The organism is Aliiroseovarius sp. PTFE2010 (assembly GCF_049943335.1).
Lineage (GTDB): Bacteria > Pseudomonadota > Alphaproteobacteria > Rhodobacterales > Rhodobacteraceae > JBNFVY01.
The window spans coordinates 89,275-108,516 of sequence record NZ_JBNFVY010000003.1 but is presented as its reverse complement, the minus strand read 5'-3'; the positions used below and the strand labels follow the sequence as shown (position 1 = coordinate 108,516).

The 19,242-nt window shown below is 59.9% G+C and carries 17 protein-coding genes and 1 tRNA gene; 7 read left to right on the top strand and 11 right to left on the bottom strand.

Annotated features, from left to right (window positions below; genetic code table 11):
* Positions 1-613 precede the first annotated feature (613 nt).
* Positions 614-934 carry a hypothetical protein gene (locus tag ACP2AV_RS06530; RefSeq protein WP_426371891.1) on the bottom strand — a complete coding sequence of 107 codons (321 nt, stop codon included), beginning with the start codon at positions 932-934 and terminating at the stop codon, positions 614-616.
* A gap of 367 nt (positions 935-1,301) precedes the next feature.
* Positions 1,302-1,460: a hemin uptake protein HemP gene (gene hemP / locus ACP2AV_RS06525; RefSeq protein WP_426371890.1), complete on the bottom strand. Its 159-nt coding sequence runs from the start codon at positions 1,458-1,460 to the stop codon at positions 1,302-1,304.
* A gap of 822 nt (positions 1,461-2,282) precedes the next feature.
* Between hemP and ACP2AV_RS06520 the strand changes: the two genes are divergently transcribed.
* Together ACP2AV_RS06520 and ACP2AV_RS06515 are read left to right on the top strand one after the other, a co-directional pair.
* Entirely contained in the window at positions 2,283-4,343 is a 2,061-nt protein-coding gene (locus tag ACP2AV_RS06520; protein ID WP_426371889.1) for a putative bifunctional diguanylate cyclase/phosphodiesterase, read from the top strand.
* 68 nt (positions 4,344-4,411) lie between these two features.
* The gene (locus ACP2AV_RS06515; RefSeq protein WP_426371888.1) at positions 4,412-5,404 is read left to right on the top strand and encodes an NAD(P)H-dependent flavin oxidoreductase; all 993 of its coding nucleotides are present in this window, start codon (positions 4,412-4,414) and stop codon (positions 5,402-5,404) included.
* Between the two features lie 79 nt (positions 5,405-5,483).
* On the opposite strand, the gene ACP2AV_RS06510 is transcribed toward ACP2AV_RS06515, so the two are convergent.
* The 3 genes from ACP2AV_RS06510 to ACP2AV_RS06500 all read right to left on the bottom strand — a co-directional run bounded on the left by ACP2AV_RS06510 (position 5,484) and on the right by ACP2AV_RS06500 (position 9,297).
* Positions 5,484-7,169: a class I adenylate-forming enzyme family protein gene (locus ACP2AV_RS06510; protein WP_426371887.1), complete on the bottom strand. Its 1,686-nt coding sequence runs from the start codon at positions 7,167-7,169 to the stop codon at positions 5,484-5,486.
* 193 nt (positions 7,170-7,362) lie between these two features.
* Positions 7,363-8,064, bottom strand: a complete 702-nt coding sequence (locus tag ACP2AV_RS06505; RefSeq protein WP_426371886.1) for an RlmE family RNA methyltransferase — start codon at positions 8,062-8,064, stop codon at positions 7,363-7,365.
* Positions 8,065-8,181: 117 nt separating this feature from the next.
* A complete protein-coding gene (locus ACP2AV_RS06500; RefSeq protein ID WP_426371885.1) occupies positions 8,182-9,297 on the bottom strand; it encodes a Ppx/GppA phosphatase family protein in 1,116 nt (371 codons plus the stop codon).
* A gap of 204 nt (positions 9,298-9,501) precedes the next feature.
* Between ACP2AV_RS06500 and ACP2AV_RS06495 the strand changes: the two genes are divergently transcribed.
* From ACP2AV_RS06495 to ACP2AV_RS06485, 3 genes are all read left to right on the top strand, one after another.
* Positions 9,502-10,059: a pseudouridine synthase gene (locus tag ACP2AV_RS06495; RefSeq protein ID WP_426371884.1), complete on the top strand. Its 558-nt coding sequence runs from the start codon at positions 9,502-9,504 to the stop codon at positions 10,057-10,059.
* Between the two features lie 191 nt (positions 10,060-10,250).
* Positions 10,251-10,544, top strand: a complete 294-nt coding sequence (locus ACP2AV_RS06490; protein WP_426371883.1) for a hypothetical protein — start codon at positions 10,251-10,253, stop codon at positions 10,542-10,544.
* Positions 10,545-10,650: 106 nt separating this feature from the next.
* A tRNA-Gly gene (locus ACP2AV_RS06485) sits at positions 10,651-10,724 on the top strand.
* Between the two features lie 190 nt (positions 10,725-10,914).
* On the opposite strand, the gene pgi is transcribed toward ACP2AV_RS06485, so the two are convergent.
* From pgi to zwf, 3 genes are read right to left on the bottom strand one after another with little or no spacing between them, the layout of a single operon-like run.
* Complete coding sequence (gene pgi, locus ACP2AV_RS06480; protein ID WP_426371882.1) at positions 10,915-12,531, bottom strand: glucose-6-phosphate isomerase; 1,617 nt, start codon at positions 12,529-12,531, stop codon at positions 10,915-10,917.
* A gap of 10 nt (positions 12,532-12,541) precedes the next feature.
* Positions 12,542-13,213 (bottom strand): 6-phosphogluconolactonase, encoded by a 672-nt coding sequence (pgl, locus tag ACP2AV_RS06475; protein WP_426371881.1) that lies wholly within the window; start codon positions 13,211-13,213, stop codon positions 12,542-12,544.
* Positions 13,210-14,664, bottom strand: coding sequence for a glucose-6-phosphate dehydrogenase (gene zwf / locus ACP2AV_RS06470; protein ID WP_426371880.1), 1,455 nt, complete (start codon positions 14,662-14,664; stop codon positions 13,210-13,212). The genes pgl and zwf overlap by 4 nt, the downstream gene beginning before the upstream one ends.
* Positions 14,665-14,834: 170 nt before the next feature.
* On the opposite strand from zwf, the gene ACP2AV_RS06465 reads away from it, so the two are divergent.
* Positions 14,835-15,779 carry a radical SAM protein gene (locus ACP2AV_RS06465; RefSeq protein WP_426371879.1) on the top strand — a complete coding sequence of 315 codons (945 nt, stop codon included), beginning with the start codon at positions 14,835-14,837 and terminating at the stop codon, positions 15,777-15,779.
* Positions 15,780-15,785: 6 nt separating this feature from the next.
* Here the strand turns inward: ACP2AV_RS06465 and ACP2AV_RS06460 are convergent, their stop codons facing one another.
* The 3 genes from ACP2AV_RS06460 to ACP2AV_RS06450 form a co-directional block, all read right to left on the bottom strand.
* Positions 15,786-16,370, bottom strand: coding sequence for an HNH endonuclease (locus tag ACP2AV_RS06460; RefSeq protein WP_426371878.1), 585 nt, complete (start codon positions 16,368-16,370; stop codon positions 15,786-15,788).
* Between the two features lie 510 nt (positions 16,371-16,880).
* The gene (locus tag ACP2AV_RS06455) at positions 16,881-17,558 is read right to left on the bottom strand and encodes an alpha/beta hydrolase (RefSeq protein WP_426371877.1); all 678 of its coding nucleotides are present in this window, start codon (positions 17,556-17,558) and stop codon (positions 16,881-16,883) included.
* Positions 17,555-18,205 (bottom strand): DNA-3-methyladenine glycosylase family protein, encoded by a 651-nt coding sequence (locus ACP2AV_RS06450; protein ID WP_426371876.1) that lies wholly within the window; start codon positions 18,203-18,205, stop codon positions 17,555-17,557. The genes ACP2AV_RS06455 and ACP2AV_RS06450 overlap by 4 nt, the downstream gene beginning before the upstream one ends.
* 176 nt (positions 18,206-18,381) lie before the next feature.
* Here ACP2AV_RS06450 and cobA point away from each other — a divergent pair, with 176 nt between their 5' ends.
* Complete coding sequence (gene cobA / locus ACP2AV_RS06445) at positions 18,382-19,224, top strand: uroporphyrinogen-III C-methyltransferase (RefSeq protein WP_426371875.1); 843 nt, start codon at positions 18,382-18,384, stop codon at positions 19,222-19,224.
* The last annotated feature ends 18 nt before the right edge of the window (positions 19,225-19,242 follow it).

Below are 19,242 nucleotides of genomic sequence, written 5' to 3'. Positions count from 1 at the left end.
TATATTAAATAATTTCAAATACTTACATAATAAGGTATCTATATCTTGTGTTCAAAAATAAAATAAATCCCATATGTTGTATTCCTCTATAAAAATCATTTATAATCAAATACTTAATCCGGAATTTGATCCCCTTATATAATCCTTGATAATCCAAACGCTACGCGGTGACTGTATTTTACGAATACAAAACAATGGGTTATGTACCACTCAACACTCCAATGTATTCCTAAAAACATAAAAAAACGCGAAGAAACGTCTGGATTGTCTCACAGTTTCACTTTGACAGCAATGCAATATGCGGGCCATAAGTGATGCACTAAGTGAGACAATAGAGTAACCTTCGCTCTTGTATGTCCTGTCTAATCAAAGACTTAGACTTTCGGTGGAGTGTCCCTGTCTCTCCGCCACAATCCTCCAAGATCGGGATATAATTCTGGAGAGTTACGGGCCTCTTGCTCTGGGCGCTTGAAGCTCTACCCATCCTTGGCACCTATCCGTCCTTGTATTGTGATGGAAAAACACCCCATCCTTCGATCACGCAAGCACGAATGCAGCCTCATTTTGCTATGCGGAGATCACGTCGGATCGTGGCCTTAAGTTCATCCTCTGCCTACGAGCGTGCTATCTGATCGTCATTCGTCTCAACAATGCGTATGATTGCTTGCCTAACAGCTATCGGCGCGACCAACTCGCACCGAAACTGCCAGTATGCAAAGTTCTTCGCAGCTTCATTCGTAGCTTCAACCTTCGCAGCTTCATCTGTCCCCACGACTGCGGCGCGACGATACGCAACCAGCAAACCGATGTAAGCCTCTTGCTTTTCACGAAAACTTCGTTCGTCCTTTTGTGACCGTTGTGCGAGCCATGCTTGAACGAGCGCGGTCACAACAGACCCCATCCCAAATGCGGTAAGAAACGACAACCAATTCATGAACGATCTCCCTACGAACAGACGCTCAGATAAAACAGGATCTTTAGAAAAAAAGTCGCGCCTAAAGTGCGGCAGTTGCCCTTCGCACCGAGGGAGAGATTGCCAAGTTCAGATAGGGCATTTTTTCCTTTACCCACAAGGCGCAAGTCTTGGTCAACTGGCTACCCTATTGCTTGCTCGGCTTCATAAAGCCGCTCTTGGCGACGTTCATTGTGTCGAACAGGCCCATATCAAACCCGTCAAATTGACTGCTGGGAAGCAACAGGAATTTGCCCCCTCACCGCCCACGACCATTGGCGTTGCGTCCACTGCTGTCGCCGCGCCGCCCCTGGTAGCGACGTTTCACGCGGCTTGACGCGGTCACGGCTCACTTGGTCAGGATAAGTTTGCCCAGGCGCGTGATGCGCAGAAAATACGTTTGTCCGTCCAGCTCGATCTGGGCCAGGCCATTCTGTCCGACCAATGTACGGGCATCATAACTGGGGACTGTTTCCGTGGCGTTTTTCGGATTGGCGCTGAGCATCATTCTAGCGCCCCCCGTTCATTTTGCTGAAACAGGGATCCGATCCAGACACTGGGGACCGACAAGCCCACTGGAGGAACGATGTTTGTGGCGGGTCGCGCGTGTGCACGCCATCCGGATTTGCGTTTGCTGAACATACTGGACCTATCAATTTCGTTGGTCATTTTGATGTGCGGTCGGCTGTCCTGCGGTGCGCAAGGTGGCTTCCCCTTACCTGACAATTTTTGTAACCTATGTCAAGCGCGCACCACATACAGGTGTTTTATTGGCAAACTGCCCAAAAACCTCGCAAACTCAGGTTGATCTGTTATTCATCCAACACGTATGAGGAGAGCGCGCATTCACGGTTGCCCGGCCCGTTCCCAACCCTCGTATCATAGGGTGTCGGGATGTAACCGGGACGGTTTGTTAACGTATCTTTGGGTGTTTTTATCCATACTCTTTCCGAGAAGTGCGGAGTGGATGTCGGGCATGACGAAAATCACGAGTTGGCTTGGGGAATGGTCTGACGGTCTGATCATCCGGTTTTTGCGCCGTCATGGTGCGGGACTGCCGCGACTCGAAGTGACAGAGACTCTTATGGGCCGAATCCGCCGGGCCCAGGTTGACTCGCTCGCCGGCATCGCGAGACCCGTGAGCATTGTTAACTTTGTCAATACGTTGGCGGTTTTTGCCATCATGTCGTCCGAAAATTCACCCAGCATCGGGTTGGTCGTATGGGCCACACTCAGTTGTTTGTTGTCAGCGTACGGGATGATCAGGGGAAGACATCGCCGCTCTTCCGAAAAGCGTTGGGCCAGCGCCAGGGCACCCGGCGCCGTTGTTTTGCAGTCCGTCCTGCTGGCCAGTGTCTGGATTTATCCGATCGCCGTTGAGTATGGCACGGCTGACCCGATACAAAAGGGATTCATCGCGGCTGTGACGGCTGTCATGATGGCCGGCGGGGCGCTGGTTCTGTATCCGGTGCCGCTTGCGGCCTTCTTTTATAGCGCGATGATCATTGTTGGCGCCGTTTCGTCTCTGGCCATTCACGGCAGTGCATTTTCGGTCCATTATCTTGTGATCTGTCTTACCTTTGGCAGCATTGTGGCCATTGCTATCACGAAACATACGGTCATGTTCCTGGGTGAGCTGATGCGCACCGAAGAAGCAGAAGCACAGCGCGATGTGATCGGCATGTTGATCGGCGACTACGAACACGCCAATTCGGCCTGGCTCTGGCGCTGCGACGCAGGCCTTTTGATGCACGAAGTCGCGCCCGGCCTTCTCAGCCACTTGGGCCTCGAAGACATCGAATACCGGCGCATGCCATTGCGCGGATTGCTCGGCCGCGCCGGCGCACAGGCCGTCGACGAAGAGGACGCGGCCCTGTTAAGACGTCTGTCCGGTCCCCCCTCCGAGCTTCCGGCGCAGTTCGACATGCGCTTGCGGATCAAGGCGCACACCACGCATGAATCGGTGTTGTCGATCTATCTGCGCAAAACCATATCGAAATCCGGCACGATCATCGGTTTCGAAGGGTTCGCGCGCGACATCACCGAAGAGCATCACGCCAAGGAAGCCGTCGAATACCTGGCTTCGCACGATATCATGACCGGCTTGCTGAACCCGGCGGCATTTCAGGCCGGCGCGGCCGAACGCATTTACAAGGCGAACGAGGGCAATCCCAATTCCGAAGTGGTGTTTGTTTTCATAGATGCAGACAACCTCAAGAGCATCAATGACACGCATGGCCACTCGGCCGGCGATGTCCTGATCAAGACCGTTGCAGAACGCCTTTCCGCAATCATCGGTGAAACCGGCCTGATTTCCCGCAAGGGCGGCGATGAATTCCTGGCCTGTATTTTCGACGTCAACCCGCGGGACACTGAAGATCTTTGTGCCGCGATACTGGCTTCGCTGTGCCGCGATTTCGAACATGACGGAACCCAACTTGAGCTGTCCTGTTCGATGGGCGTGTCACGCGCCCCCGCACGCGAGGCGAACCTGCAGGTTCTTGAAGTGGAAGCTGACCGCGCCCTTTATTTTGCGAAGAACAAAGGGCGCAGCAGGCTGGAACATTACAACGTCGAACTGGGCAACCGATTGATCGCTGAACGCCGTGTGGCGAACGATCTGCCGGCCGCAATCCGCAACCAGGAAATCCGCTGCGACTTCCAGCCAGTGGTCGATGTGAACCAGAACCGCATCATCGGCTGCGAAGCGCTTGTTCGCTGGGATCACCCGGAACTGGGCACCGTCTTGCCAGAAGACGTGGTTAACGCCGCGCGCTACACGCAATGCACCGCACAGCTGGGCGCACTGATCCTGAAGCGCGCGCTGATTGCGGTGCGCCAGTGGCCCAGCGACACGTATGTTGCGGTCAACACGATGGCCCACGAACTGACAGAGCGCAACTATCACCAACGTGTGCTTGCCGCGCTGGATCAGGCCGGTGTTGCGCCGAACAGGCTGAGCATTGAAATCACGGAATCCGAACTTCTGGAAAACTCTACCCAAGTGATCGCGAACCTGACGAAATTGCGCAAAGAGGGTGTCAAAATCGCCGTGGACGACTTCGGCGCCGGGTATTCCTCGCTGAATTATCTGCCGCAGTATCCCAATGACGTCATCAAAATCGACCGATCTCTGATCAACAACTCGTCGCAAAGTGAATCCGGCCCACTTATCTTGAATGCTGTGGCGACCATGACGAAAGCGCTGAATGTCCTTGCGATTGCTGAGGGCGTCGAAAATGAAAAGGATCTTCAGATCGTGCGCGACGCAGGGTTCAATCTTGTCCAAGGGTATTATTTCTATAAACCGATGAGACAGGAGGAACTGTTGGAGGTTTTCGCGCGCAGTAGCGAACACGGCCGTGATCGCCCCGACGCAGTCAACGCCTGACCGCAGGCTCCTCTGTAGTGACGCGACTTGCAGCATTTGCGGCTGCACATGACCTGAGGAGGACACCGTTGGCCCTGCCCCCATTACTCCAGAACTTGCGCATTCCACTTATCGGAAGCCCGCTTTTCATTATTTCAAACCCCGATCTTGTGATTGCCCAATGCAAGGCCGGCATCGTTGGCTCGTTTCCGGCGCTCAACGCCCGCGAAAACGATGGCGATGCGATCCTGCTGGATGCCTGGCTGACCCGCATCACCGAAGAGCTCGACCGCCACAATCAGGCCAACCCCGATACCCCCGCCGCGCCCTTCGCAGTAAACCAGATCGTGCATCGTTCGAACACGCGGCTCGAGCGTGACATCGAGATTTGCGTCAAGCACAAGGTGCCGGTCTGGATCACGTCGCTGGGCGCACGAGAAGAAGTGAACCAAGCGGCCCATTCGGTCGGCGGGATCGCATTGCACGACGTGATCAACAACCAGTTCGCCAAAAAGGCGATCGAAAAAGGCGCCGACGGGCTGATCGCTGTGGCGGCCGGGGCTGGTGGTCACGCCGGGGCGCAATCGCCCATGGCCCTGATCCAGGAAATCCGCGCGTGGTTCGACGGGCCGCTATTCCTGTCCGGTGCCATCGCCAAGGGCGACAGCATTCTGGCCGCATTGGCCATGGGGGCGGATGGCGGCTATGCCGGATCGGCCTTCATCGCCACCGAAGAGGCCAATGCGCAGGACGCCTACAAGCAGATGATCGTCCAGTCTAACGCCATGGACATCGTCTATTCCAACCTGTTCACGGGCGTCTGGGGCAACTATCTCAAACCTTCGATCGCCAACGCGGGCATGGACCCTGACGCATTGGAAATGTCGGACCCGTCCAAGATGAACTTTGGCAGCGAGCGCACCAAGCCCAAAAGCTGGAAAGACATCTGGGGATCGGGCCAGGGGATCGGCGCGGTCGACAAGGTCGTGCCCGCCGCTGAACTGGTCGCCCGGTTTGAGCGTGAATACCTCGCCGCGCAGGATCGGCTGGCAAAAAAGTTGGGCTGGACCCGCGCGACCTGACCCGCGCTATTTGATCTGTCGTCCCGGCATCAAGAAAGGGCGCCCATTGTGGCGCCCTTTTCCTGTCACACTCGGCCGGTCAGACCGTGACGCGCAACGCCTTTTCTTCGGCTTTCAGCGCCTTTCGGTCGGGCTTTCCGACGGACGTGCGCGGCAATTCGGTCCGGAATTCCAAATGACGCGGCACCTCGTGGCGGCCCAGTTTGTCGCCCAGAAAATCCTGCAACGCCTCAAGCGTGAAGCGCGGCGCGCCCGCATTCAGCACCACAAAGACCTTGGCGCTTTCCCCGCGATACGCATCAGGCACCCCGATCACCAGCGCCTCGGCCACATCCGGGTGCGTGTGCACCGCGTTCTCGATCACCAGCGGAAAGACGTTGAAGCCGCCCGACAGGATCATGTCCTTCTTGCGATCCACGATATAAAACCACCCGTCGTCATCCATAAAGCCGATGTCCCCGGTCAGGAACCAACCGTCCACGAAGGCCGCGGCGGTGTCGTCAGGCCGGTTCCAGTAGCGCGACGTGACGTTCGGCCCACGGATCGCCATTTCGCCCGGCGTACCCGGTGGCTGCTCGCGGTGCGGATCGTCGACATCCACGATCCGAATGTCCAGCCCCGGCAAGGGCAAGCCGATGGTGCCCAGCTTTTCGTCCGGCATGTCGCGCGGCACCGTGGTGCCCGCGGGCGACGTTTCGGTCATCCCCCATCCGCCCCGGATTTTCAGCCCCGTCAGCCCCTTGACGCGATTATAAACTTCGACCGGCAGCGGGGCCCCGCCCGAGCCGACATATTCCAGACTGGACAGGTCAGCCGTATCAATCCCCTTGGTCGCCAGCAGCGCAATCCATGTCGTGGGCACCCCGCCGAGCGCGGCTATCTTCAAGCTCTGAATCTCGCGCAACGTCACCTCGGGATCGAAACGCAGGCGCAGGCACAAGGTGCCCCCTTCGGCCACCCGCTTGAGCATGCTCGAACTCAGCCCCATGATGTGAAACAGCGGCGAATAAAGCAGCCATGGTTTGCCGGGCTTGGACACGCTGTCGGCCTTGCCCATTTCGGAATACATCTGCGATGCCGCCGCAAGGTTGTCATGGGTCAGAACGGCTGCCTTGGGCACGCCCGTTGTCCCACCGGTGAACTGCAGCAACGCCACATCCGACGGCTGGGCATGAACAGGCTGATACGGCGCGCCGTCATGATCAGCCCAAAACGTTTCAAGCGACATGGCCCCGTCGATCACGGGGCATTCGCGCCCCATGGCCGAAACCGGATCGTCGCACATCACCAGCGGTGGGCAATCGTCTTCGGCCAACAGCATTTCGAACCGCGAAGAAAACTCAGGCGTGGTCAAAGACACCACCAGTTTGGCCCCGCTGTCGTGCAACTTGTGCTGGATTTCTCGTTCTGCATCCAGCGGCGACACCTGTGTGACCACCGCGCCGATCGACAAGGTTGCGAAGAAAAAGATCGGATGCCAGGGACAGTTTGGCAAGTGCAGCGCAACCCGGTCACCCGGCCTGATCCCCTGCGCCCTTAGCGCCGCCCCGGCCCGGCCTACCAACGCGCGCATCTGCGCATAGCTATATTCCTTGCCATAATATTCGATCATGCAAAGGTCGCCATAGCGGTCAAAGGATCGTGTCAGGCGGTCCAGGATGGTACTGGGCTGGGGCACAAAATACGGATCGACCCCCTTGGGATACCATTTGAACCAGGGCCGCGTTTCCTTGCGGGGCACGGTTGGCGCCAGCCTGTCGGTCATGTCGATCCTCCCAAACCGCGCCGCAAACGCCAGAGCATGCAGCCGGTTCGCCGTCCTCCACGGCCCGGCCAGCTCTTGCTGTGACACAGGTTTTGTCAGTATGAGGTATCGTAGGAAGCCAGCCGAGCTGCGTCAATTGGTTTGCAGAACCCACTGGCCTGTCGGCAATTGACCACTCAGCCGACAGGTGGGATCAGCCGCGGAACCCCGTGGCCACCACGAATTTTTCCGAACTGTCCGACCGGCTGGCTGGCGGCTTCATGTTCGCCACCTTGGTGAACTTTTGCTTCAACAGTTTTTGCAAATCGCCCTCGGCGCCCCCTGCCAGCACCTTGGCCACAAAGGTTCCGCCCTCTTCGAGCACGTCAAAGGCGAAATAGGCTGCCGCCTCGCACAGGGCGATAATGCGCAAATGGTCCGTCTGTTTGTGCCCGGACGATGACGCGGCCATATCCGACATCACGACATCGGCCTTGCCACCCAACCATGCCTTGACCTGTGCATCCGCGCCATCGGCCATGAAATCCAGTTGATGCACCTCGGCCCCGGCGATCGGATCGACCTCTTGCAAATCGACCCCCAGCACCGTTCCGACCTTTTTGTCTGATCTTTCCCCAAGCGCATTGACCCGCTTGACCGCAACCTGGCACCAGCCGCCCGGTGCACAGCCCAGATCGACCACCCGCGCCCCGGGCACCAGAAACCGGAACTTTTCGTCCAGTTCCAAAATCTTGAACGCCGCGCGCCCGCGATACCCTTCGGCCTTGGCACGGCGCACATAGGGATCGTTCAATTGCCGCTCAAGCCACAGAGTCGACGACAGTTTGCGCCCACGTGCACTCTTGACCTTTACCCGCAAATCGCGCTGCCCGCGCCCGCTCGTTTTCTTTGTCATGACCAGACCTCCAGCCGCGCCTTAACCCAGCCCAATGGCGCAAGGCAATGCTGCGCCCTTCTTGTTTTTAAAATTGTGCCGGGGGATCGCCCGTCAGGGCCTGGGGCCAGCGCCCCGTCAGTATGGCCCATCCTCAAGCACCCCGTCGCCCGACATCTGCGCATAAAGCAGACCTTCGCGCAGCCCACGGTCCGCCACGGACAAGCGGTCCGTTGGCCAAATCCGCAAGAGCGCCTGCAAAATCGCTGCCCCCGACATGATCAGCGCCTGACGATCCCGCCCGATCCGCGGATCGGCGCGGCGCCCCGCCGGGCCCAGCGTCAGGTAACTACGGATCACCTTGTCAATCTGATCCGAAGTCATGCGCAGACCGTCGACCTTGTTCCTTTCGTAGCGGCGCAACCCCAGATGGCTGGCCGCAACCGTTGTCACCGTGCCCGACGTGCCGATAATCTGGAACCCCTCGCGCGTTTGTTCGCCCTCGTAGGGGGCAAAGGATGACATCTGTTCTTCGAAATACCAGCTCATCAACGCAAAACGCGCCCCGTCGTCGTCCACGTCGGAAAACTGATCGCGCAGGGTCGCCACCCCAAGGGGGATGGAAATCCAGTCCACCACCTTGGCGTGGGGAAACGGGCTGTCGCCCTGGGGCTTGAACCCCGAATGCAACCGCATGATCGCCCGCGGCCGATCATGGCGCGGCACGTTCGACAGGTCGATCCACACCAGTTCGGTCGACCCGCCGCCAATATCGACCACCAGCAGTTGTTCAGTCTTGACCGACACCAGCGGGGCACAGGAAATCACCGCCAGGCGCGCTTCTTCCTCGGGCTGGATGATTTCCAGCTCCAGCCCCGTTTCGCGTTTCACATAACGTATGAAATCGCGCGCGTTCTTGGCACGCCGGCACGCTTCGGTCGCGACCAGGCGCATCCGCTTGACTTCGCGCTTTTCCAGCTTTTGGCGGCACACGCGCATCGCTTGCACCGTACGCGCCATCGACGCGCGCGACAGGCGACCGGATGCTTCAAGCCCGGCCCCGAGTTGGACGGATTTAGAAAAGGAATCCACCACATGAAACTGGTTGCCCTTGGGTTGGGCAATCAGCATGCGGCACGAATTTGTACCCAGATCTAGCGCGCCGTATAGCGCTTCGGGATCGGGCTGGTACGGGGCGTCGCGCTCAACCGGAAATGGGAACGCGCCCCCCCGCTTGGGACGCTTGGGCGCCATATTTCACGCCCTCCAATATCTTGGCTTGTCCAAAGGTTACGCGTGAGCGCCCGATTTGGCAACGCTTGTCACAACGCCGCGCCCTTGCCTGGCCTGTAAACTGCCGCGCAATCCAAAATCTGACGCTGCAGCCTTCCCCGCCCCCGCACAATGGCTTAGCCATGTCTCATCGCCTGCCATAGGCCCCAAGACACGGTACGACTGATGACCAAGGTGATCCTGCTCAATAAACCGTTCGATGTGCTGTCTCAGTTCACGGACAAGGGCACCGATGGCAGCCCGCGCCAAACACTGTCGAACTTCATCGATGTACCCGGTGTGTACCCGGCTGGGCGATTGGACCGCGACAGCGAAGGGCTGATGGTGCTGACCGATGACGGGAAACTGCAAGCAAGGATTTCAAGCCCGCGGTTCAAAAAACCCAAGACCTACCTGGCCCAGATCGAAGGCGACATTTCCCCGGACGCACTGGCGGCGCTGGCGCGCGGCGTTGACTTGAAGGACGGACGCACGAAACCCGCCCGCGCGCGGCGGGTGCAAACGCCGGAATGGCTTTGGCCCCGCACCCCGCCGGTACGATATCGCAAGACGGTTCCCGATTGCTGGATCGAACTGACACTGACCGAAGGGCGCAACCGGCAGGTGCGCCGGATGACGGCCCATGTCGGGCATCCGTGCCTGCGATTGGTGCGCACCCGGATCGGCGATTGGACGCTGGATGGCCTTGCCCCGGGGGCCTGGCGAGAGGTCACGTTGACCTGAAAATACTCTGTCGCTGCGGTAACAAAAATGTGTCGAGTATTCAGGCGCAACGCGGTGTGCACAAGCGCGCAGAACTTCGCGCCCGGACCTGTTGAGCGATAAATTTCCATACCTATTTCCTATTGGACAACGGAGCGACGCTCCACCTGCGGCTCATCCCGAGACGTAGGCCAATCTGGAAGGAAAATAATATGAAACGGACCACCATTCTGGCTGTGGCACTGACAGCAGTAACCGCCCCCGCTTTTGCCGGCGATCGTAGCCTCACCATGTTGCCCGATGTGGATCTGACCCCGTCGGCCACGATGTCGCAAGCCGCCGCAGAATATTTCAGCGAAACGCAATACAGCGATGGCAAAACGATGGGGATCAGCGGCTCGAAATTCTATGAAGAAGATGTCGTGACCCGCGGCGGTTTTTCCGCTGACAGCGTTAAAACCCTTCCCAGCAGCAACCGCGACGACACGCTTGGCGTCACGTACTAAGGGCGTCTGATGCAGACAGGGTTGGCTCCCGCCACCTCCCCGCGGGGGCCGACCGAACCATTTTACACTTGAAGCGATCTTCGCCCTGAAGTACCCCGTGCGCCGTGCGGGTGTAGCTCAATGGTAGAGCAGGAGCTTCCCAAGCTTAAGACGAGGGTTCGATTCCCTTCACCCGCTCCATTTCCCCGGTATTTTTTCACATGTGACGCGACTGTGCCCGTTCAATGCCCTTCAAGGGGCAAGAGCCCGGACATTCCGCGGAAAATGCCGTTTCGCTCGATAACAGTATCACGCATCCGCTGGCCAGGCCGTCATCCTGCGCGCCTGAGACCTTGCCAATATCCGCGATAGGGATTGGCCGACTGTTTGCCTAGCTGCTGTTCTCATTGCGCAGGTAGTCGATCAACATCCGGGTCGATCCGTCCTTGTCCTGGGCGCTGGCCTCGCCCGCCAGGATAGGTTGCAGGGCGAGCGCCAGTTCCTTGCCCAGTTCAACCCCCCATTGATCGAAACTGTTGATTCCCAACAGCGCGCCTTCGACGAACACCCGGTGTTCGTGCAGCGCCACGATCTGCCCCAGCACATGGGGTGTCAACTTGGGATAGACCAACGTGGTCGACGGGCGGTTGCCCGGAAAGACACGGTGGCGCGCTTGGCGGTCCAGCTCGTCTCCCGTCAGCCCCTTGGCCGCCATGATGGCGCGCGCTTCCTGCAGGGATCGGCCGCGCATCAGCGCTTCTGATTGGGCCAGGCAGTTTGCCACCAACAGCTGATGCTGATGGGCCAAGTTCGGTTCATGGCCTTCGCGGGCGATCATGAATTCGCACGGCACGATGCGGGTTCCCTGATGGATCAGTTGGTAGAACGCATGCTGGCCATTGGTGCCAGGTTCGCCCCAGACGATCGGGCCACTGTCAACGGGCAGGTCCGCCCCATCCATCGACACGCGCTTGCCGTTGCTCTCCATCTCAAGCTGCTGAAGATAGGCCGGAAGACGCGCCAGCCGCTGATCATAGGGAAGAACCGCGCGGGTGGCATAGCCACAGCCCTGATTGTGCCACACACCGACCAGCGCCAGAAGCGCGGGCAGGTTTTCCCGCCATGGCGCGCTGCGGAAATGGTTGTCCATGGCCTCGGCGCCGCGCAGGAATTCGGCGAAACGTTTCGGCCCGATCGCGATCATCACCGACAGACCAATCGGCCCCCACATGGAATAGCGCCCGCCGACCCAGTCTTCGAATCCGAACACCAGATCAGGATCCACGCCAAATTCACTTGTCTTGTCGCGCGCGGTCGAAACGGCGGCGAAATGCTTGATCAGGTTGTCCGGCCCCACCGACGTCAACAACCAGTCCTTGGCCGTTTGCGCATTGGTCATGGTTTCGATGGTGGTGAATGTCTTGGACGCGACGATCACCAGCGTCGTCAGCGGGTTCAGCCCCGACAGCACGTCATGAATATGCGCCCCGTCCACGTTGGAAACAAAATGGCACGTCGGCCCATCGGCATAGGGCGCCAGCGCCAGCGTCGCCATCGCCGGCCCCAGGTCCGAGCCGCCAATCCCGATGTTGACCACATCGGTAAAGGCCGTCCCCGCCTCGCCCGCGATGTTGCCCCGGCGCACGCCGTTGGCAAAAGCCTCCATGCGCCGCAGGGTGGCGATCACGCCCGAGATCACGTTCTTGCCGTCGACCATTACCTGAGCATCGTCAATCCCGCGCAAAGCCGTGTGCAAGACGGCCCGATCTTCGGTTTCATTGATCCTGGCCCCGGTGAACATCGCTTCGCGCTTTTCCGCCACGCCCGCGACGTCCAGCATCGCGATCAGATGATCCAGCACCGCCTCGTCGATATTCGTTTTGGAATAGTCGAACAACATATCGCCCAGACGCGCCGAAAATCGCGCGGCGCGATCATCATCGAACAGGTCTTCGATCCGACGACCTTTGGCGTCTTGTGCGAGTGATTTCAGTGCGTTCCAGTCCATAATCCTGTCCTTATGCAGCCCAGTGCACCTGTGCGTTCGGCAACACCGCCGCCACCGGCGCTTCGGTCGGGGGCAGTCGGGCCGCGCGTTCGATGACGGCGCGTTTGTCATCGCCGGTGATCACGATATGGGTCGACATGGCGCCCTGCAACACGCGCGCCGCCAAGGTGATACGCGCTTCGGGTGCGCCTGGCGCGCGCATTGGCAACAGCACCGGCGCATCGGGCGCAAGCGCCTGTTCCAGACGATCCGCACCGGGAAACAGCGATGCGGTGTGCATATCCGCCCCCATGCCCAACAACAGCACCGACAACGGCAGCACCGCCTGCACGCCTGCGGCCAGATCGTCCAGCGCGTCTTCGGGTTCGGGCACATCGGCATAGAGCGGGACAAGCCGCGCCTCGGACGCCGTTCCGGTGATCAGGCGGCGCCGCAACAGCGCGGTATTTGACCGATCCGAGGTTTCAGGTACCCAGCGTTCGTCGTTCAGCAGCACATCGACCCGGTCCCATTCCAGATGCACCGCACTGAGTGTGTCAAAGATCGGGCCAGGTGTCGTGCCGCCCGGCACGCAAAAACTGGCCCGCTCTTGCCGGTCGAGCGCATTGCGCAGTTCGCTGACCAGGATGTCGGCCAGGTCCAGCATCAGTGCGTCGCGGTCGGGATATTCGATCAGCTTCATACTTTGATCTCGCGCCAGCGCCGGCCGTCACGATGCATCATGACGGCGGCATCTTCGGGGCCAGTCGACCCCTGTTCATAGGGTTTGGGCACGTCGTGGCGCCGCTCCCAGCTTTCGATGACCGGATCGGTCCAGGCCCAAGCGGCCTCGACTTCGTCGCCGCGCATGAACAAGGTCTGGTTTCCCCGGATCACGTCCATGATCAGCCGCTCGTAGGCGTCCGGGATATCTTCTGCCTCGTCACCCAAAGCATCGGCAAAGCTCATATCGAGCGGCACATCGATCAGGCGCATCCCGCCCGGCCCCGGTTCCTTGATCGTAACCTTCAAGGTGATGCCTTCGTTCGGTTGCAAGCGGATCGACAGCACGTTGGCATGCCGCCCCGCATCGGCACCAAAGATCGAATGGGGCGCGTCCTTGAACACCACGGCGATTTCCGATGTGCGCGCCCGCATCCGCTTGCCGGTGCGCAGATAGAATGGCGTGCCCGCCCACCGCCAGTTCGATATGTGACAACGCATGGCGATGAAACTTTCGGTGCGCGAGCGCGGATCGCCCGCCTCTTCGCGGTAGCTCGGGCTGTCGCCGTCGGCCTCGTATTGACCGCGCACCAAATGGTGCAGATCGACCGGTTCAAGCGCCCGGATCACCTTGAGCTTTTCGTCGCGCACCGCGTCAGGATCGAACCGGCTGGGCGGCTCCATCGCGATCAGGCACAAAAGCTGCATCAGATGGTTTTGCACCATGTCGCGCATGGCGCCAGACTTGTCATAATATTCGCCGCGCCCGCCAACCCCCACTGTTTCGGCCACGGTGATCTGGATATGATCGACGAACTGCGCGTTCCAAAGCGGCTCGAACAGGATGTTGCCGAACCGCACCGCCATCAGGTTCTGCACCGTTTCCTTGCCCAGATAATGATCGATCCGGTAAATCTGACTCTCGTCGAAATGTGCCGCCAGAACCGCATTGAGCTGCCGGGCCGAAGCCAGATCGCGCCCGAATGGCTTTTCCACCACGATCCGGCTGTCGTCGTCCGTGATATCATAGGCGTGAAGACGTTCGGCAATATCGCCGAACAGGCTGGGCCCGACTGAAAAGTAAAATGCGTTGATCACGTTGCGGCGCACTTTTTGTGCCAGCACCGGCCAGCCGCCGGTGCCTTTGGCGTCAATCGCCACATAGTCAAGACGATGCAGAAAAGCGTCGATCCGCTCGGGGCCGCAATCGTTCTTTTCGCTGAATTCCTCGATCGCCTCGCGGATGAACTGGCGATAGCCGTCCGTATCGTAATCCGTGCGCGCCGCCCCGATGATCCGCGCCCCGTCCGGCATCTGACCCGCGCAAAAGCGGCGGTAGAGGCCCGGAAGGATCTTGCGCCGGGCCAGGTCACCCGTACCGCCGAAAATCACCAGATCGAAATCATCAACCGGAATGACTCGAGAAACCATGCGGATGCTCCTTGGTCGTGGGCTGTTAGCGCTAACGCCTACCGTCTACCGATCACGCAGGGATAAGTCTAGCATCAAGTGCGCCCTTCACAACCGCGTCAGGAAAAAAGCTGCCCTCTTTTCGGGGCGGCGATCGATCGCTAGCGTGTCGTGAAACGGGAAGGACCGACATGAAAGACATCTGTGCGAACCACGGCAAGTTTATCGATCCAGAGGTGACGGCCGACGGATCTCAGCGGGCCACGGTTGCGCTGTCGGGGGCCACGACCTTGTGGTTCAACACCGGCACACTGTGCAATATCACCTGTGCGAATTGCTACATCGACAGCTCGCCAACCAACGACGCGCTGGTCTATCTGACCGGGGCAGACGTCAAATCTTTCCTCGACCAGATCCCCCAGCGTGACTGGCCGGTACGGGAAATCGGTCTGACCGGCGGCGAGCCGTTCATGAACCCGCAGATCATCGACATTATCGGCCTGTCGCTTGGCGCCGGATATCAGGTGTTGGTTTTGACCAATGCCATGCGCCCGATGATGCGCCCGCGCATTCAGGACGGGCTGCGAAAGCTGAACCGCCAGTACCCGGGTCAGATGACGCTGCGCGTGTCGCTTGACCACTACGACGCGCGCAACCACGACGCCGAACGCGGCAGCGGCAGTTTCGCCCGCACGATTGAGGGCATGGACTGGCTGCGCGACGAAGGCATCGCGATGGCTCTTGCGGGTCGGTCAATGTGGGGCGAAACCGATGCGGCCGCGCGCGCGGGGTATGCGGCGCTGTTCGCGGACCGGGGCTATCGAATCGATCCGCAGGACCCTGCCGTTACGGTGATATTTCCGGAAATGGACGCGTCGGTCGATGTGCCGGAAATCACGACGGACTGTTGGGGCATCCTGAACAAGGATCCCGCCGATGTCATGTGCGCCTCATCGCGCATGGTCGTGAAACGCAAAGGCGCGGACCGTCCGACCGTGATGGCCTGCACGCTGCTGGCCTATGATCGACAGTTCGAACTGGGCGAAACCCTGGCCGAGGCGGAGCGCGACGTATCCCTGAACCACCCCCATTGCGCGAAATTCTGTGTTCTTGGCGGGGCCAGCTGTTCGGCCTGACGCGCCCTACGCTTCTAGTTCGGCATCCCAGTACAGGAAATCCATCCAGCTTTCATGCAGGTGGTTGGGCGGGAATTTCCGGCCCATGTTGCGCAGTTCTTCGGCCGCGGGCTGGCGCGGCGGTTTGCGCAGGTTCAGGCCCGAGCGGCGCAGGCTGCGCGAGCCTTTGCGCAAGTTGCACGGCGCACAGGCGGCCACCACGTTTTCCCAGCTGGTTATGCCGCCGCTTGCCCGCGGGATCACGTGATCAAAGGTCAGATCACCCTTGGCACCGCAATACTGGCATTGGAATTCATCCCGTAAAAACAAATTAAAGCGCGTGAAGGCCACGCGCTTTTGGGGTCGAACATAATCTTTGAGGACAACGACAGAGGGGATGCGTATCTCGGTCGATGGACTTCGAACGATCGTATCGTATTCGGCCACGATATCGACCCGGTCCAGAACCGCGGCCTTGACCGCATCCTGCCATGGCCAAAGCGACAGTGGATAATAGGACAAGGGCCTGTAATCCGCGTTCAGCACCAAGGCCGGGTGGTGCCTGAGCGCTGATGGCTCTCGCACGAATTCTGACCTGAAATCTCCGTCCATCGGCAAATGACTCCCGTTCCGCCCGATTCCCAAGTTCTCTTGGTCCAGGGCGGAGCGCCCGCCCCTTCTTATCGCCACTATATCTCGGGGCAAAATGGTGACAAGCCCCTTGATGTGGGCCCATCTGTAACGGGGAAAAACGACAGGGAAATGACGGTCACTACGCGCGCAGAAACTGAATCCTCAACGCGTTATTGAAGGACAGAGACGGCTGCCCTTTGGCCAGCGCCTATTTGCGCGACTGATCTACCTTGACCGGGATACGTTTGGGCTGAGGGGCGAGAGCCACGCCTGCCCACAGCGACATTGCACCAAATGCAAAAGCGGTGATCAACAGATCCATGGGGTATCTCCTCAGCTCCAACTACATCTTAAGGTAGGTTGCGGCCCGGGGGCGGTCAACACCTTGTGGGTGAACTTGGCGTGAAAAATGTAAAAAACCATTAAACCGCCCCGTTTGTTTTGCCTCGCCCTGCCTGTGCTCCGTCTGTGCCCCGCCTGACGCGCCACCTATTTGTCTTTGTCGCCGTACCCAAGCTTGTCGTGCAGCATGCTCAGCGCCACCGACAGCCCATCGGGCGCGATTCCGTGGCCGGTGCCCTTCATGACATGGGCGAAAACGTCAAACCCGGCTTCGGTCAGGGCATTGCCGGCTTCGGGCAGCGATTGCGGCGGCACGACGTCGTCCGCGTCGCCATGGATCAGCAGGATCGGCGGGCGTGAAACGGTCTCGGCGGCCAAAGATTCGGGGTCAAGCAACCGCCCGGAAAATCCAACCACGCAGGCGAATGGCTCGGCCCGGCGCGGCGCCACATGCAATGCCATCATCGTGCCCTGGCTAAAGCCGACCAATGCGGTCTGTGCGGCGGTGACCCCCTCGGCGGCCATGACATCGTCGATATAGGCATTGAGATCCTCGATCGCCTGCAGTCGGCCGGCATTGGCCGCGTCTTCTGACGATCCGTCCATCCACGGGATCGCAAACCACTGGTAGCCCATCGGGTTGGCCGCGCTACGTTCGGGTGCATTTGGCGCGTGAAACACGGTGTCCGGCAAATGCTGCGACAACGGATCAGCCAGCCCCAGCAGATCCGGCCCGTCAGCGCCGTAGCCGTGCAGAAAGATCACCAGCGATTTGGTGGTGCCACTGGCCGCCGGGCGGCTCTGGTCTTGCAATTGACGTGTCATCGGATCCCTTCCCTGTTCTTTTCCACATGGTAGTAGGCCCAGAGCAGCCGGGCTGCAACCGATCGCCAGGGGCTCCAGGCTTCGGCCATTTGCCGCAGTTGCTTTTCAGTCGGCCTTGCGTCCAGGTCAAACAACAGGCGCGCGCTTTCCTGCAAAGCCAGGTCGCCCGGCGCAAAGACATCCGCCCGTCCCAGCGAAAACATCGCATAGATCTCGGCCGTCCAGACACCGATGCCAGGCACCGCGACCAGCGATTGCACCACCTCGTCCACCGGCGCATCGCGCAAGGTATCAAACCGGATCCCCGCGCCGGCCAGGGCCTTGGCATAGCGGATTTTCTGGCGGCTGAGGCCACAGGCGCGAAAATCGTCTTCGCTTGCCCAAGTGACCTTGCGCGGCCCGGTCAAACGTGCCGCTTTCAACCGGCCCCAGATGGCGTTGGCGGCTGCCACGCTGACCTGTTGGCTGACGATGGCGCTGAACAGGGCCTCGAACCCATCCTTGCGCCGGCGCAGGGGCAAGGGGCCGGTTTGCGACAGGGCGAAGGCGAAGCGCGGCTCGCAGGCGGACAGGTGCGCCGCGCCCTCGGCCACGCAATCAGGGGTCTGGATGATCCGCCCGACGTTGCGATGCCATGTGTCCGTCATTTCAGTGCAGCCAGCGAATTTTGGAGCTTTGGAAGATCATGGGCCGACTATACGGGGGCGTATGGCCAGGGAAAGAAAAATCCCCCACCCTACGCTGGCGTAGGGCACGCCCGCGTTCGCCGGGCCCGGGTCGCCAGGTCCTTCCCCCGGCGCTTAACCCGATGCATAAGGATGCCATGACCGACTCGCCCCCGCTTCCCAATGGTAACTGGCCCGAATTGAAACCGGGCTGGGTCTGGCTCTGCGGGGCTGGGCCTGGCGACCCGGGGCTGCTGACGCTCCATGCGCTCAACGGGTTGCGGCAGGCAGATGTGATTGTTTACGACGCGTTGGTCGATGCGGCCATTCTGGATTGGGCGCTACCGCGCGCTGAACGGATCTATGCGGGCAAACGCGGTGGAAAACCGTCAGCGAAACAGGCGGATATTTCGCTGCGGCTGTGTGAACTGGCCAAGGCTGGCAAGCGGGTCTTGCGCCTCAAAGGCGGCGATCCGTTCGTGTTCGGGCGGGGCGGCGAAGAGGCGCAAACGCTGGTGCAACAAGGCATACCCATCCGCATCATTCCCGGAATTTCCGCCGGGATCGGTGGGCTCGCCTATGCAGGCATCCCGGTTACGCATCGCGACGTGAACCAGGCCGTTACCTTTGTGACAGGCCACGATCAGACCGGACAAACGCCCGCATCGCTGGACTGGAAGGCCCTGGCCAAGGGCAGCCAGGTTCTGGTGATCTACATGGGGATGAAACACGCCCCCGAGATCGCTGGCGCTCTGCTGGATGCCGGCCGGCCCAAAGACGAACCCGTGGCGGTTGTCGCGCAGGCAACAACGCCCGATCAGAAGGTGCTTGAGACCACACTGGGGCGTATGGTGGATGACATCGCTGCGGCGGCGTTCAACCCACCTGCGATCATCTGTATCGGGCGATCGGTTCTGATGCGGCAGGTGCTGGACTGGCAATCCTGGGCCGCAGGGCAAGTGCCGCGTGACCTCGATCCGCTGAAACGCGCCCCCGGCTGACCTGGGCCGCCCCCATAC